This window comes from Bacillus sp. GMs2/2 (assembly GCF_050172095.1).
GTDB lineage: Bacteria > Bacillota > Bacilli > Bacillales > Bacillaceae_G > Bacillus_A > Bacillus_A cereus.
In genome coordinates this window covers 16,499-31,857 of record NZ_JBNLYE010000026.1, presented here as the reverse complement: position 1 = coordinate 31,857, position 15,359 = coordinate 16,499, and the positions used below count along the sequence as shown (strand labels likewise).

Here is a 15,359-nt window from a genome sequence, read left to right as displayed (position 1 = left end):
CATGTAGTAAAATATAACTTAATTCATATAAGGGAGTTTACATATGTTCAGTGTTATTTGGATGCTTTTCACGCCACTTCTCTTACTATGTGGGATTGCTGGTGGTATTTTTTTAATAGTAACAGGAATTAAATATCGGAAATTACTAGTTGGTTTAATGGGGCTACTTAGCCTATCCTTTGTCACACTACCTTTTGTTTTTTTAAGTATAGGAATTAATATGGATACAATCTTCCCCATTCCAACTGCTCTTTACTGGACCCTATTTTCTTTAACTGGATTATTAGCAGGGATAAGTGGATTCCAAGCAAAAATTAAAAGTATACGTAATATGGGATTCATTATTTTTATCGCTGGTATATTAGGAGTTATCTTCTGGGTACTCATGTCTGTAGGTGATTGATTCTATATATAACTTTTTTCGAAACCCACAAATCGGAGGTAATACAGAAGTGTTCGGAATATTAATTTGGATGATTTTAGCTTTTACTTTAATGTTATGCGAATTCATCGTCGGTATTTTTTTAATTATTGCTGGTATGAAATGTCGTAAATCATTTACTATTATAGCTGGTTTAATTAGCATATCTCTTATCGTTGTTCCTATCATTTGTATAGGTTATGGAATAGATTTAGAGGGGATGATTCCAATTTCAGGAACTTTATATTGGGGTCTCTTCTCTTTAGCTGGACTATTAGCTATTATAAGCGGCAGACAAATATCAAGTATTCGTGCTATGGGAACAATTTTGTTTATAACAGGGCTGTGCTCCGTAGCTGGTTACCAGCTTTTATATTTAACTGCATAAAGAACACAAAAAAGCAGGGAATTTAATTCCCTGCTTTTCTATTTGGTTTATTGCCTGATGGTAAGAAGAACGATAACACCCAAGCGATACCTGCTAGTATCGTTGCGATTAAGAAGGCATCGTTAATACCGTTAATTGCAGATAGCTTTGAAATTTGTCCATATAATAGTTGTGTGCTCATCGCGTCTCCTGCTTGAGCTGATCCAGCTAAGGCCGCTAAACTTTGCCCCATGCCGTGTATTTTATCAACTAAAATTGGGTTTGATGTTGTTAACATGTTGCCGTAATCTGCTACGTGAGCAGTCGTTTGTTGCGTCATAAGTGTAATTAAAATCGCTGTTCCGATTGAACCCGCTACTTGTCTTGACGTATTTTGCGTTGCTGTACCGTGAGAAATTAATTTCATCGGCAGCGCGTTCATACCAGCCGTCATAATTGGCATCATAATGAATGACATACCAATTGAACGTATAATATAATCCGTCATAATAACGCTATACGGTGTATCCATCGATAATTTTGTAAATTCATATGTCGCATACGTCGTAATTGCCAATCCAATTATCGCTAATGGACGAATGCCATATTTATCGAATAATTTACCCGCTACTGGTCCCATGATCCCCATAATTAATGATCCTGGAAGAAGTAGTAAACCAGATTCAATTGGCGTAAAGCCACGAATGTTTTGCAGATATACTGGAAGCAATAACATACCTCCGAATAATGCCATCGTAACGATTGCGTTAATTACTAAAGTGAAAGTAAATACTGGATATTTAAATACTTGTAAATCAAGCATTTTATTGTCCGTTGTTAACTCTCTCCAAATAAATAACGCTAAACCAATTACACCAATGATAAGTGAAATAACAACTTCTGCACTAGTCCAACTATTATTTCCAGCTTCACTAAATCCGTACAATAAGCTTCCTAGTCCAATACTTGAACTAACCACACCGAATATATCTAATTTCGTTTTAGACACTGGCTGAGCTAGTGTAAAGAATTTTAAAGATAGGAACGTAATAATTAAACCGATAATAAACATCGCATAGAACATTAAGTTCCAGCTGTAATTTTCAATTACCCAACCTGTTACAGTTGGTCCGATAGCTGGAGCTAAAATCATCGCTACACCTAGTAATCCCATCGCCGCTCCGCGTTTATGAGGCGGGAATAACGTCATGAAGATATTCATACCAACCGGCATTAAAATACCCGCACCAACCGCTTGAATTACACGGCCCGTCATCATCATTGTAAAGTTTCCTGAAGTAGCACAAATGATAGATCCTACCGTAAAGAATAACATTGCTGCTACGAATAATTTACGATACGTAAATCGTGAAACTAAAAATGCACTAATCGGTACTAAAATACCATTTACAAGCATGAAGCCTGTAATTAACCATTGTGCTGTTGAAGTTGATACGTTAAATTCATTCATTAACGGAGGTAATGCAACGTTAATAATTGTTTGGTTTAAAATAGAAACGAACATGCCGAGAATTAATACAGCTACAACTGCTTTTACGTTCACATTCTCTACAGGCGTAGACATTTGTTTTTTCGGCACTTCTTTTTCTTGTTTTACTTCTTCTTGCTTTCCTGTTTCTAACTCAACTACATTAGAAATTTCCGATTCTTGCTTTCGTTCAATTTCTTTCTCTTCTGTTTCAACTTTACTTATTTCTATTTTACTTACGGCTGGGACTTGTTCTTCTCCCATTTTCGTTTTTTTCTTTCGCAAAAGACGATTTACAAGGAAGAAGACGATTATACAAAATAGTGCATATCCTGCAATTACAATTGAGGACATCTCATCTCCCCCTTACTTATGAATACGAACTGTCACATTCATGCCAGGAACAATATTTACTGATTTGCTATGATCTAAAGAAATTTTAACTGGTACTACTTGTGTTACTTTCGTATAGTTCGCTGTTGCGTTGCTTGATGGCAACATAGAGAATGTATTCGCTGTTGTTAAGCCAACTTGTTCTACTTTTCCTGTTAACGTTGTATCTGGGTATGCATCTACATACACATCTACATCTTGACCTTTTTGAACATCATCAACATCTGTTTCTTCAATGTTTGCTGTTACCCATAAATTGTTCATATCGAATGCGTAAGCAATCGGGCTACCAGCTCCAACGAAAGCATTTGTTGTTGCGTTTGATTGTACAACCGTTGCATTTTGCGGAATTGTTACATCTACTGTTTGTTCTCCATTAGCTGCCGCTACAGTAACAGTACCTAGTTTATCGTTCTCATTATAATTTTTTCCTACTTCAGCTTTCCAGTCAGTTAGTTTACCTGCTACTGGTGAAGCAACCGGAATTACCTTCCCATCAATCTTTGCATTGTCTGTTTTTAAGTAATTTTCCGTTTGGTTGTAATAGTAATAACCGCCAATACCGCCGCCAACTAGTACAATTAATGTGATAATGTTGATAATTACCATTCTTCGAAACTGATTCATTGCATTCCTCTCCTTATATCGCATATAATTTTTTTCTAAACTATTTATGTCCTTATTGTTTAGATTGTTTAATTGTTAATTATATTAACCTTTTAACAAAAAAATCACACCATCTGCAGCGTAAATCGAAATTTATCTACCTGCGAGCGGTGCTGATTTCTGAAGGACTATCGTTTATAATTATAAATAATTATTTTGAATCTACAACCGACAATTTACGTATGAAATGTCGCTTAAACAACAATATAATACCAATATGTTGTTTAAGTATAGAAAATTAAACGAGGAGAAGAAAAATGTCTATTAAAAATACAAATGATCCACGTGTAAAGCGAACGAGACAACTCATTCAGGATGCTTTTGTCGCTTTAGTAGGCGAAAAAGGCTTTGAAAATGTAACTGTGCAACATATCGCAGAACGCGCTCCTGTAAATCGCGCTACATTTTATAGCCATTACCATGATAAATATGACCTATTAGACAAAAGTATTGAAGAAATGTTAGAGAAGCTAGCAGAAGTAATTAAACCGAAAAATAGAAATAAAGAAGATTTTCAACTTACATTTGATTCACCTCACCCTACATTTTTGGCTTTATTCGAACATATCGCAGAAAATGTAAACTTTTATAACGTTATGCTTGGGGATAAAGCTGCCGGAAACTACTCTTATAAAATGATGAAAACAATACAAGTGCATTTAACATTAAGCTTGTCTATTTCACAACCAGATGATGAAGATCTTATGGTTCCTCGTGATATTTTGATTAGTTATGTTACAGGGGCTCACATCGGAATGATTATGTCATGGTTAAAAAGAGGAATGATATATACTCCGCATTTTATGGCGATGCAATTAACTCGTTTAATTATTTTAGGCGCTCATACTGCAGCAGGATTAGAACGGCCTTTTTAAAACATAAAAAAGCGAAGGAGAATCTCCTTCGCTTTTTCTATTAATTAAATGTAATGTTATGTACAGCCTCTTTATCAAGACGTTTAATAACTTCTACAATTAACTTCACTGCATTTTCATAATCATCACGGTGTAACATTGCCGCATGAGAATGGATATAGCGCGTTGCAATTGTAATTGCCATAGAAGGAATACCATTTACAGCAATGTGAATCGCACCCGCATCCGTTCCTCCGCCCGCTACTGAATCATATTGATACGGGATTTGTAATTCATCAGCAACATCAACTACGAAATCACGTAAACCTGTATGTCCAATAACAGAAGCATCATATAAAATAATTTGTGGTCCATCGCCCATTTTACTTTGCGCTTCTTTTGACGTTACACCCGGTGTATCTCCAGCGATACCAACATCTACTGCGAACGCGATATCTGGTTTAATATAATTCGCAGATGTTTTTGCCCCACGAAGACCAACTTCTTCTTGTACAGTTCCAACGCCGTATACAACGTTTGGATGCTTTTCACCTTTTAATTGTTTTAATACGTCAATTGCAATTGCACAACCAATTCGGTTATCCCATGCTTTTGCAAGTAACATTTTTTCATTCTTCATCACTTGGAATTCAAAGTAAGGTACAACTTGATCTCCTGGTCGTACGCCCCACTCCATTGCTTCTTCTTGGCTAGAAGCACCGATATCGATGAACATGTCTTTAATTTCAACTGGCTTTTTACGAGCTTCTGGAGGTAAAATGTGCGGTGGTTTTGAACCAATTACACCTGTTACATCTCCTTTACGCGTTACAATCGTCACGCGTTGCGCAAGCATAACTTGTGACCACCAGCCACCAACCGTTTGGAAGCGAAGGAAACCTTTGTCATCGATTTGTGTAATCATAAATCCAACTTCATCCAAATGACCTGCAACCATAATTTTTGGGCCGTTTTCTTCCCCTACTTTTTTTGCAACTAAACTCCCTAAATTATCAGTAGAAAGTTCGTCCGCAAACGGCTCGATATATTTCTTCATTACTTCACGTGGTTCACGTTCGTTACCAGCAATACCACGTGCGTCCGTTAATTCTTTTAGCATTGTCAATGTCGCGTCTAATTTTGTCATTGCCAACACCCTCCTTTTTCTTCAGTCAATTCATTATACAATAATTAAATTGAAATATTCAAAAATTAAATTAGTATCCTTGTGTTTGACGCTGATGATTTACTTCATTTTTATCTAAATATGCTTTTTCAATCTCTTCTTGCTCAAATTCAAGTGCTTGTCCAAGTCGAAGATAGCTCGTAAATAATTCAATATAGTTTGTAATAGATGGTTGATCTGTAAAACGAATTACTTTCGCATATGTGTCTAAGAAAATTTCCACTTGTGTTTTATTGGTTTGTGCACATTTATAGAATAGGAAGTTTTTATCAATACCTAAATCAATTCCGATTGATAAAATAAAATGCAAACCATCTACGTATTCTTCTAATATTACTTCACGTTCCGATGCTGGTTTGTTGCTCCAATATTTAAAACAACGTGTTTCATTTGCAAGTTCTCCAATTTCTACAAGAAGAGCTAACATTTTTTCTTTTAACAATTTTTTCGGTTGTAAGTCATGTTCTTTTGCAATACGGTCATCTAATTCTTTTTGTAATTTAAATAGTTGTAGTAAGTCCATTCTATTGTCCTCCTCCAACATCGCATTTTACGCAACAATGTTGTTTCATCTCAAAGTTCATTATTATGTTTCAGTTCTTATGAATAAGTCAGCTATCTAACTCTTTATAAAATAGCTTGTCCTTAATTTACAAATACGTTTCAGTCATCGCTCTTAAATTGTTCATCTGATGAAAGTTCCATATCATCTTTCCATTATAGCAGTGTCGTTTCGGCTAGGAAAGATACTCTTCTTTCCAAACGAGCAGAATTGAAAAAAGCCAGGAGTATTCTCCTGACTTCATATGTATATTCTTCTATACTGCTATAACTTTTATATTGATTTTGTCATATTGATAACGACATAGTCGTTAATCTTTAGAATTTCTTTCACTTCTAACTTCTATTTGAATACAAATAAAAAACCTTAGAAGAAAATTCTTCTAAGGTTTCAACTAATTAATTAGTTAATGTTGTTTTTTGCAACTGTTGCTAATTCAGCGAAAGCTTTTTCGTCATGAACAGCTAAGTCAGCAAGCATCTTGCGGTTAACTTCGATGCCAGCATTTTTAAGACCGTGCATTAAGCGGCTGTAAGAAAGACCATTCATACGAGCTGCTGCGTTGATACGTGTAATCCATAATTTACGGAAGTCACGTTTCTTTTGACGGCGGTCACGGAATGCATACATTAGAGATTTCATAACCTGTTGGTTAGCAACCTTGAATAATGTATTTTTTGAACCGTAGTAACCTTTTGCTAATTTAATTACTTTTTTACGACGTTGACGAGTAACTGTACCACCTTTTACTCTTGGCATAATATTACCTCCTAATTGTTCTATATATCAGCCGAACTTATTTTAAGTTGTCAAGCATTTGACGAATGCGTTTGAAGTCACCAGCGCTTACTACACCAGCTTTACGTAGTTTACGTTTAGCTTTTGTAGATTTGTTAGCGAATAAATGGCTTGTGTAAGCGTGAGAACGTTTCAGTTTACCTGATCCAGTCTTTTTGAAACGCTTTGCAGCGCCGCGATGAGTTTTTTGTTTAGGCATAGGTATTTCCTCCTCTATCTATTACTTATCGTTTTTCGGTGCTAAAACTAAGAACATACTGCGTCCTTCCATTTTAGGCTTAGATTCAACTGTACTAACTTCAGCACAAGCTTCTGAGAAGCGATCTAAAACACGTTGACCGATTTCTTTATGAGTAATGGCACGTCCTTTAAAGCGAATTGACGCTTTAACCTTGTCGCCTTTCTCTAAAAACTTGATAGCATTACGAAGTTTTGTGTTAAAGTCGTGTTCATCAATTGTTGGACTTAAACGAACTTCTTTCATGCTAATTACTTTTTGATTTTTGCGCTGCTCTTTTTCTTTCTTCTGTTGCTCAAAGCGGAATTTACCGTAGTCCATAATGCGGCATACTGGCGGTTTCGCATTTGGAGCAACTAATACTAAATCAAGATTAAGATTTGCAGCTAAGTCTAAAGCGTCATTACGAGACTTGATTCCAAGTTGATCGCCATTTGCGCCAACTAAACGTACTTCACGTGCACGAATTTGCTCGTTAATCATCATATCCTTGCTAATAGTAAGCCACCTCCAAGGTTTTCTCAGAATATATTTTGTAGTCATAGAACCCGAACAAAAAAAGTGCGGGCATACGACACCCACACTTGTAAAATCTTAAGTAAGAAATACATTTACCTGTTAACTGCGAATGCGTCCATCAGGTGAGAAGCGGGTGCTTCTACTTGTTCCACAAAACAATATTCTATTATCCTTGATGAGTTTATCATAGGACATGACGTCTGTCAAGAAGACGCGATGTGTTTTACTAACAACAAGAAATATTGTAACAAACAACTAACATACTTGCAATACTTTTTTATGATAAGTGTCACATGGTTATTTTTTCTAATTTCTCTCGAGTATATTACATAAAAAAGCCGCGGTATACCGCGGCTTTTTCTTATCGTTTTCCTTCTACTTTAATCATGTCAACAAAAGCATCTAATGCGATTGTTTCTGATTTTTGTTCACCATATTTACGTACGTTTACGCCGTTTTCAGTCACTTCATTGTCACCTACTACAAGCATGTACGGAATTTTTTGCATTTGTGCTTCACGGATTTTGTAACCTATCTTCTCTTCACGAGTGTCTAATTCAACACGGATACCAGCACGACGCAATTCGTCTTGTACTTTTTTCGCATAGTCTAAATGTACTTGCGGAGAAACTGGAATTACTTGTACTTGAACTGGAGCTAACCATGTTGGGAATGCACCTTTGTATTCTTCAATTAAGAAGGCTACAAAACGTTCCATAGTTGATACAACACCACGGTGAATTACAACTGGACGATGTTGTTTACCGTCTTCACCAACGTATGATAATTCAAAGCGTTCTGGAAGTAAGAAGTCTAATTGTACAGTTGAAAGTGTTTCGTCTTTTCCAAGAGCAGTACGAACTTGAACATCAAGTTTTGGACCGTAGAATGCCGCTTCACCTTCAGCTTCATAGTAATCAAGACCCATTTCATCCATAGCTTCTTTTAACATACCTTGTGCTTTTTCCCACATCTCATCATCCGCATAATACTTTTTAGTATCTGCTGGGTCGCGGTAAGATAGACGGAATGAGTAGTTCTCTAAACCGAAATCTTTGTACACTTCTAGAGTTAAGTTTACAACACGTTTTAACTCTTCTTTAATTTGATCTGGACGAACGAAAATGTGCGCATCGTTTAAAGTCATTCCGCGTACACGTTGTAATCCAGATAACGCACCTGACATTTCATAACGGTGCATTGTTCCAAGTTCTGCAATACGGATTGGTAATTCACGGTAGCTGTGAATATCATTTTTATAAACCATCATATGATGAGGACAGTTCATTGGACGAAGAACTAATTCTTCGTTATCCATTTCCATTGATGGGAACATGCCATCACGGTAGTGGTTCCAGTGACCAGAAGTTTCATAAAGCTCTCTGCTCCCTAGTACTGGAGTATATACGTGATCATAGCCTAAGCTTGCTTCTTTATCAACGATGTAACGCTCGATAATGCGGCGGATTGTTGCACCTTTTGGTAACCAAAGTGGTAAACCTTGTCCTACTTTTTGGCTATTAGTAAATAGTTTTAATTCTTTACCTAATTTACGGTGATCGCGCTCTTTCGCTTCTTCAAGCATGCGTAAGTGCTCATCTAATTCTGCTTTCTTAACGAATGCAGTACCGTAAATACGTTGTAGCATTTTATTATTGCTATCGCCGCGCCAGTAAGCACCTGCAACGCTTAATAATTTAAACACTTTAATTTTCCCTGTAGATGGAAGGTGAACACCACGACAAAGGTCGAAAAATTCGCCTTGCTCATAGATTGAAATAACTGCATCTTCTGGAAGATCGTTAATTAAATCTAATTTTAACTCATCGCCGATTTCTTCAAAGCGACGAATTGCTTCTGCACGTGGTACTTCATGACGAACGATTTCTAAGTTCTCGTTCACGATTTTTTGCATTTCTTTTTCGATTTTCTTGAAGTCTTCAACTGTAATTGCTTCTTCCATATCAATATCGTAGTAGAAGCCATTTTCAATTACTGGACCAATGCCAAGCTCAACCTTAACATCTTTATATAAACGTTTTAACGCTTGTGCTAAAAGGTGGGCTGTTGAATGGCGTAAAATATATAGGCCATCTTCAGAATCTAATGTAATGATAGAAACTGCACCATCTTCTTCGATTGGTGTAACAAGATCGATCATCTCATCGTTTAATTTTCCAGCTACAGCTTTTTTCTTTAAGCCTGGGCTAATAGAAGCTGCGATTTCTTCAGTTGTTACGCCTTTTGGAAACTCCTTCACAGCTCCATCAGGGAAAGTAATTTTAACTACATCTGCCATCACTGGTCACTCCTCTTTTTCTCAAAATAAAAAACACTCATCCCGTAAAAAGGGACGAGTGTTGAATTCGTGGTTCCACCCTTGTTCCAATTAACATAATTGTTAATTGCTCAAGTTCAACATAACGGTGTTGTCCGTTAGCAATTACTAGAAAAACCGTTCACTGCTAAAGTTTAGAGGTGGTAAGTAATAATCCCGTACTAGGAAGCTCACACCCTAAGGCTTCCCTCTCTGAAAATCGTAGAAAACTACTCATGTCCTCATCATGACATTTCAATATATTTCATTTATGTAGGTAATTATATGCTCAAAAACTTAGAAAATCAAGGGCGTTACCTTTATTTTTTAAATTTTTCACATTGCGCTCAAAATCATGTAATTCATGTAATTGGACCCGTTCTTGGAACACATTTCGCAAAGTAATAATCATATTATGGTCTTGTTCTTTCGTATATAAATAAATCTTTTTAGGCGAAATAGAAAGAAGCGGCGCAATTACTTTCGTATCAATATATACATCATTTTGCTTTAATAATTCCTCATCTATATATTGGACCAACTTCTCCTGTTTTAAACGTCTACCTTTATCATCATAAAAGATAAAGCTTTCATCAAAAATAAGATGCACGCAAGACAAACGTGATTTACGGCTACTTACTTGTTGCCGAAGCGTCTCAATGAACATTTGGTATTCTTGCTCCATCTTATATTCATCAATTGCCACTTCCGCAAGTTTAGCCACCATTTCCCTATATGTACGAAGACGAAAACGGATATATGATGAAAACGAGAATGAGAGCGGATCACAAAGCCAATTATTTAAAGAAGACTTAATATATGACTCAAATGCGTTACGCGTTAAATCCTGAGCTACACCTTTTCTTCTTCCCTTTAAAATCTCATGTGCCATGTGCAATATTTGATGACACTCTTCTTGTTCTTCATAAAAAAACTTTTCTTTTAAAATCTTATAAATCCACTCATTTTGTTTCACATTCACAATGAAATACACCATTACTGGCAATAAGATTTTTTCAATATAATTCGATTCACGTACTGGTATGTGAATCACCACTTTTTGTTCCTGTAAATACACACTCGTTTCCTTATATAACACTTCCGCTCTTTTCAGCAATTGTCTATATACGTGCATAGCATCATTTTTTTCTTCGAAGCAAATTTCAATCACTTTTGTCCCCCCTTTTATCCCCGCTCTAAAGGACTGTATCTATACGTTACAAATCCTATAAGAGTCCGTCCCACGTGAATTTCACTCTTAGTAGAATCACATTTCCTATCGTTAGAAAATCCACTCAATATGGCTTGCTAATTTTATATATATTAAGGGAGGGAGAAAAAAATGATACAAGCTACTATGAATTTTTATTGTATACTTTACTTATCAATAAAAAGGGGTATTTGAATGTTTGAATATAAATTCGTAAAAGTCGAATTACATTGGGGGTTCACTCGCTCAAAACCAGCTGAAGACTACCAAGAAATTATTCAAGAACATGCTAGAGATGGCTGGAGGTTCGTACAGATTGTTGCCCCTACGATTGGCAGTTCTGGACAACCTGAATATTTCGACCTCATATTTGAAAAGAAAATATCACTATAATACAAAAGAGCAAGCTTCTCAGCTTGCTCTTTTACTTATGACGACGGTTTTTCCCACCAATTGGAATTGGTTTCGCTAAATATTTAATTCGCTCCATAATACGTGCTGCCTTCATTTCTTCAGCCTCACCACGCTGCGTATACGTTAAATGGTGTTCCAGTTGTTTAAAATCAAAATTAGACGTAAAGAACGTCGGTAAGTTTTCTAACATACGGAATTGCAAGATTGCACCAAGCACATCGTCACGCACAAAGCTTGACATCGCTTCTGCCCCGATATCGTCTAACATTAAAACTTGTACGCGTTTAACCGCATCAATCTTTTCACCAATGGAATTATCTTGAATTGAACTTTTAATTTCACGTAAAAATTCCGGGAAGTATACGAGCATCGAACTTATTTTCTTTCGAGCAAGCTCGTTCGCTATTGCTCCTAAAAGGTACGTTTTTCCTACACCAAATTTACCGTACAAATATAAACCTTGTGCTTTTTTACCTGGTTCATATGTACTTAAAAATTCATTCGCTGCACCAATTGCATCGATACGTGCATTTAAATCAGAAGGGTCTAAGTTTTCCATAGTTGCCTGCAAAATATCCGTTGGCATATATACACTTTGAACGAGTTTTTCATATTTCTTTCTCTCGTCATGCGCTACTTTTCTAACGCAGCGATCGTATTGAATATCAATCATCTTCCCTTGAATAACAAGCTTTGGCTCATAACCTTGTAGCATATTTTTACATGAACCTAAATCCGGACAATCCACGCAACCTACACTTTGTCCAATATATTCATATAACTTCACAAGACTGCGCTCAATCATAGAAGTCGTTACTTCACCCTTATGCTCGTCTATAAATTCTTTCACACGCGGATGCGCCATTACTTCTGCCTTTAGTACTTCATATCTATTTTTAAAGTTTTCATTTTCCATTAATTTTGCAAATGAATTTTGAATATGCTCCATTTTCTCACCTCAAAGAGCGTTCATTCTCTTCTATTAATCACGCTTATATTTTTTTAACACTTCTTCTAGTCGTTTTCTTTCATCTTCTAGCGTACTTGCATCTTTTTCTACATTTATATCTTTCTTCTCTGTTTCTTTCTCTTGTTCTTTCGGCTCTTCTTCCTTAAGCCAATCTGGCACCATTTCTTTCCGCACCGTTTTCTTCGCCGTACGGCCTTTTTTCTTCGTCTCAGCCCACTCTTGATATTGACGGTTCTCTTCTTTCGCTAACGCCATCGCGTCCGCTACTGTACCGACCTTTTTACGTGCCCAATGCCCAGCAATCTTCTCGACATACGTTTTCGCAAGTTTCATATCTGAGCGTAGCATAACGTAATAAATAAGTACATTCACAACTCCTGGTGTCAATTTTTGATTAATCATGACATCTTCAACGATCTGCAAGTCCGCTTTCGTTGCCTCTGCACCACCAGAAATCTCTTTCAATAGTTGTTTTGGCGAGATTTCCTCTAGCTGCTTTATTAACATCTCCTCTTGCGATGAAGGCTCTTTCTCTTTCATCGTACGTGCAGCATGAGGCTGTACTCTTTCACTTAATACCGGTAATGCTTGACCATTTTCAAATTGATACCAATCGCGCGCTCCTTTTCTAAGCCTTTCCGTATCAATTGTTTGCATCTCTGTCACTGCACCAAGAACGATATTTTGCATCGATAACACATCTACACCATACACGTAAGCAAGTGTTATAACGCAGTCTCTCACTTGATCTGTAATCGCCTTTTTAGGAACAAGAGCGGACAATCCATCTACAAATAAAGAGAAATCAAAGAAATCATTCCAAACTTTCGGAGCGTCTCCCTTCTCGTTACTTGGCATAGTTGTCGTTTTTGGAATACGAAGGTCTTCTTGCGCATGCTCCAGCTGTCCTGGATTAAACGAACCAAACACATCATTGAAAGAACGCGTAACATTTTCATAAGAAATAAAATCAAATTCTTCTTCTAAGAAATATTGCTTTACTTGATTATATTTTGTCCGGCTCAATCGATTGTATAAAAAGATACTTAAAACAATATCATCAAAAAACTGCTTCGGAGATAAAGGTGGTTGCAACTCATATATGAACATTCGAATATCTTTTTCTTTCTTAATATATACCTTCAATAACCCAATTGCCTCTAACTTTACTCGTTCCTCATATATTTCAGGAAGTTGCATTTGCATAGTCACCATAAGGGAATGATGCGTATTCTCTTTTCCAAATACACGATCTTGCTCTAGCTCTCCCCATAGTGTCATGTATAAGCTAAAAGCTCTACTACCTATTAACGGCTGATACAACATCGTTAACACTTTTCGGTCGTAATTGTGCAGTAGCCCTTTCGCACTTACTTTATAACGATCAATCGGCAATAGCTCCATCCATGACTGTTTTTCCATTCTTGCTTTTCCTTTCTCTCATCCAATCTATCCTCTACTTCATACGTTCTATCTTTATTATATAAATTCTTAGTGAAAAAGAGCTATTAGCTTGCGCTTCTAGCTCTCTTATCCTATTACTTACGGTATGTAAAGAGAATAAAATACAACTTCTACTCTCTTTCTTTTTGCAGTATATCTTTTAATTCTTCAATAAATACATTTAAATCTTTAAATTGACGATATACAGAAGCAAAACGTACGTAAGCAACATCATCAATATCGCGAAGTTCTTCCATGACAATTTCACCAATCATATCACTTTTCACTTCTGATATACCTAAATTACGCAGTTCACGTTCCACGCTTTGTGTTACTTCTTCTAATTGTCTTAAAGATACTGGTCTTTTTTCACACGCTTTAATTAAACCACGTAGAATCTTTTCTTTATTAAACTCTTCTCGTGTGCCTTCTTTTTTTACAACGATAAGAGGTGACTCTTCTACCCTTTCAAAGGTCGTAAAGCGACTTAAGCAGCTTTCACACTCTCTCCTTCTTCGAATAGAGCGCCCCTCGTCTACCGGACGCGAATCTAACACTCTTGTACCATTATGAGAACAGGATGGACAACGCAATACATTCACTCCTTTACACTATACTCTTTATTTTTCTCTACTCACTTCACCTAAAATATATATACAATATTATATAACTCATTCTAACTCTCTTACCACTTTAAGTTTCAGCGCATCACTTTATCATCTCATCCTTAAAAATAAGATGGTATATAGAGCACTACCTCATTTGCAAGAATCCAATTTATTCAACTAACGAGTACGTTATATTTTTCCTTTTTTATAAACTAAAAAAGAGGTGCATTATACACCTCTTTACATTTTAAATCAATTATGTTCTTTTTTAAAGAGCTTTTGTTTCTCTCTGCTTAATTTCGAAGCTACCAGTGCCTCGAGGAAGCTCGATGCTCTCACGCGTTTTCGCGTTTAAACCTTCTGCAATATATTCTGCAGCAACATTTGGATCAATACGATCCCCACAAGTATAAACATCAATACTTGCGTAACCGTGCTCCGGAAAGCTATGAATTGTTAAATGTGATTCCGAGATAATTACTACTCCACTTACACCTTGTGGTGCAAATTTATGGAAAGCAACCTCACGCACTTCAGCACCCGCTTTTAGTGCTGCATCCACAAATAATTGTTCAATATACGGCATGTCATTCAGTTTGTCGAAATCGCAATCCCAAAGTTCAGCAATCACGTGACGACCCATCGTATCCATAGTATCCATTCTACAGTTCCCCCTTGTAAATTTATTCTAACTGTTCGAATTGAAAACTAATTTGCAATTTGGCTTGCTCCACTACCACGGGGGAAAGTTAGTCCAGAGAGGTCCTAACCCTTTAAGTAGTGACTACGTACCTCAGCTCTTAAGTTTACGAGTGTTAGTATACTTTGTTTATTTTCATTTTGCAACAACAGTTTTTTCGATTTTCTGTCATATTTTCCTCTTTACTTTTCCCTAAAAAAAATA

At 36.4% G+C, this 15,359-nt stretch carries 17 protein-coding genes and 2 other annotated features; of the genes, 4 read left to right on the top strand and 13 right to left on the bottom strand.

What is annotated here, in order from left to right:
• The first annotated feature begins 43 nt into the window (after positions 1–43).
• The gene (locus ACQGS6_RS06740; protein WP_000493174.1) at positions 44–403 is read left to right on the top strand and encodes a hypothetical protein; all 360 of its coding nucleotides are present in this window, start codon (positions 44–46) and stop codon (positions 401–403) included.
• 49 nt (positions 404–452) lie between these two features.
• Positions 453–809 (top strand): hypothetical protein, encoded by a 357-nt coding sequence (locus ACQGS6_RS06735; protein ID WP_016118703.1) that lies wholly within the window; start codon positions 453–455, stop codon positions 807–809.
• 22 nt (positions 810–831) lie between these two features.
• On the opposite strand, the gene ACQGS6_RS06730 is transcribed toward ACQGS6_RS06735, so the two are convergent.
• Positions 832–2,631 (bottom strand): DHA2 family efflux MFS transporter permease subunit, encoded by a 1,800-nt coding sequence (locus ACQGS6_RS06730; protein WP_000095271.1) that lies wholly within the window; start codon positions 2,629–2,631, stop codon positions 832–834.
• Positions 2,632–2,643: 12 nt separating this feature from the next.
• Positions 2,644–3,297 carry an HlyD family secretion protein gene (locus tag ACQGS6_RS06725; protein WP_001071419.1) on the bottom strand — a complete coding sequence of 218 codons (654 nt, stop codon included), beginning with the start codon at positions 3,295–3,297 and terminating at the stop codon, positions 2,644–2,646.
• 296 nt (positions 3,298–3,593) lie between these two features.
• Here ACQGS6_RS06725 and ACQGS6_RS06720 point away from each other — a divergent pair, with 296 nt between their 5' ends.
• Entirely contained in the window at positions 3,594–4,211 is a 618-nt protein-coding gene (locus tag ACQGS6_RS06720; RefSeq protein ID WP_000023661.1) for a TetR/AcrR family transcriptional regulator, read from the top strand.
• Positions 4,212–4,251: 40 nt separating this feature from the next.
• On the opposite strand, the gene ACQGS6_RS06715 is transcribed toward ACQGS6_RS06720, so the two are convergent.
• The 7 genes from ACQGS6_RS06715 to ytxC all read right to left on the bottom strand — a co-directional run bounded on the left by ACQGS6_RS06715 (position 4,252) and on the right by ytxC (position 10,981).
• Positions 4,252–5,337, bottom strand: coding sequence for a M42 family metallopeptidase (locus ACQGS6_RS06715; RefSeq protein ID WP_000163557.1), 1,086 nt, complete (start codon positions 5,335–5,337; stop codon positions 4,252–4,254).
• 70 nt (positions 5,338–5,407) lie between these two features.
• Positions 5,408–5,899 carry a dUTP diphosphatase gene (locus ACQGS6_RS06710; RefSeq protein WP_000365050.1) on the bottom strand — a complete coding sequence of 164 codons (492 nt, stop codon included), beginning with the start codon at positions 5,897–5,899 and terminating at the stop codon, positions 5,408–5,410.
• A 441-nt stretch (positions 5,900–6,340) separates the two neighbouring features.
• Positions 6,341–6,697: a 50S ribosomal protein L20 gene (rplT, locus tag ACQGS6_RS06705; RefSeq protein WP_001138362.1), complete on the bottom strand. Its 357-nt coding sequence runs from the start codon at positions 6,695–6,697 to the stop codon at positions 6,341–6,343.
• Between the two features lie 37 nt (positions 6,698–6,734).
• Positions 6,735–6,935 (bottom strand): 50S ribosomal protein L35, encoded by a 201-nt coding sequence (gene rpmI, locus ACQGS6_RS06700; protein WP_001125945.1) that lies wholly within the window; start codon positions 6,933–6,935, stop codon positions 6,735–6,737.
• Positions 6,936–6,956: 21 nt separating this feature from the next.
• Positions 6,957–7,460, bottom strand: coding sequence for a translation initiation factor IF-3 (gene infC, locus ACQGS6_RS06695; protein WP_000973215.1), 504 nt, complete (start codon positions 7,458–7,460; stop codon positions 6,957–6,959).
• A 63-nt stretch (positions 7,461–7,523) separates the two neighbouring features.
• Positions 7,524–7,644, bottom strand: a sequence feature (ribosomal protein L20 leader region).
• Positions 7,645–7,854: 210 nt separating this feature from the next.
• The gene (gene thrS / locus ACQGS6_RS06690) at positions 7,855–9,792 is read right to left on the bottom strand and encodes a threonine--tRNA ligase (RefSeq protein WP_000786083.1); all 1,938 of its coding nucleotides are present in this window, start codon (positions 9,790–9,792) and stop codon (positions 7,855–7,857) included.
• A 47-nt stretch (positions 9,793–9,839) separates the two neighbouring features.
• Positions 9,840–10,068 (bottom strand) — a binding site (T-box leader).
• Between the two features lie 31 nt (positions 10,069–10,099).
• A complete protein-coding gene (gene ytxC / locus ACQGS6_RS06685; protein ID WP_426964969.1) occupies positions 10,100–10,981 on the bottom strand; it encodes a putative sporulation protein YtxC in 882 nt (293 codons plus the stop codon).
• 234 nt (positions 10,982–11,215) lie between these two features.
• Between ytxC and ACQGS6_RS06680 the strand changes: the two genes are divergently transcribed.
• Complete coding sequence (locus tag ACQGS6_RS06680; protein WP_000464457.1) at positions 11,216–11,413, top strand: DUF4177 domain-containing protein; 198 nt, start codon at positions 11,216–11,218, stop codon at positions 11,411–11,413.
• Positions 11,414–11,444: 31 nt separating this feature from the next.
• On the opposite strand, the gene dnaI is transcribed toward ACQGS6_RS06680, so the two are convergent.
• The 4 genes from dnaI to speD all read right to left on the bottom strand — a co-directional run bounded on the left by dnaI (position 11,445) and on the right by speD (position 15,107).
• Positions 11,445–12,383, bottom strand: coding sequence for a primosomal protein DnaI (gene dnaI, locus ACQGS6_RS06675; protein WP_000400104.1), 939 nt, complete (start codon positions 12,381–12,383; stop codon positions 11,445–11,447).
• A 33-nt stretch (positions 12,384–12,416) separates the two neighbouring features.
• Complete coding sequence (locus tag ACQGS6_RS06670; RefSeq protein ID WP_000415034.1) at positions 12,417–13,826, bottom strand: replication initiation and membrane attachment family protein; 1,410 nt, start codon at positions 13,824–13,826, stop codon at positions 12,417–12,419.
• A 152-nt stretch (positions 13,827–13,978) separates the two neighbouring features.
• Positions 13,979–14,440 carry a transcriptional regulator NrdR gene (gene nrdR, locus ACQGS6_RS06665; RefSeq protein WP_001203687.1) on the bottom strand — a complete coding sequence of 154 codons (462 nt, stop codon included), beginning with the start codon at positions 14,438–14,440 and terminating at the stop codon, positions 13,979–13,981.
• 283 nt (positions 14,441–14,723) lie between these two features.
• Positions 14,724–15,107, bottom strand: coding sequence for an adenosylmethionine decarboxylase (gene speD / locus ACQGS6_RS06660; RefSeq protein WP_098413228.1), 384 nt, complete (start codon positions 15,105–15,107; stop codon positions 14,724–14,726).
• Positions 15,108–15,359 lie beyond the last annotated feature (252 nt).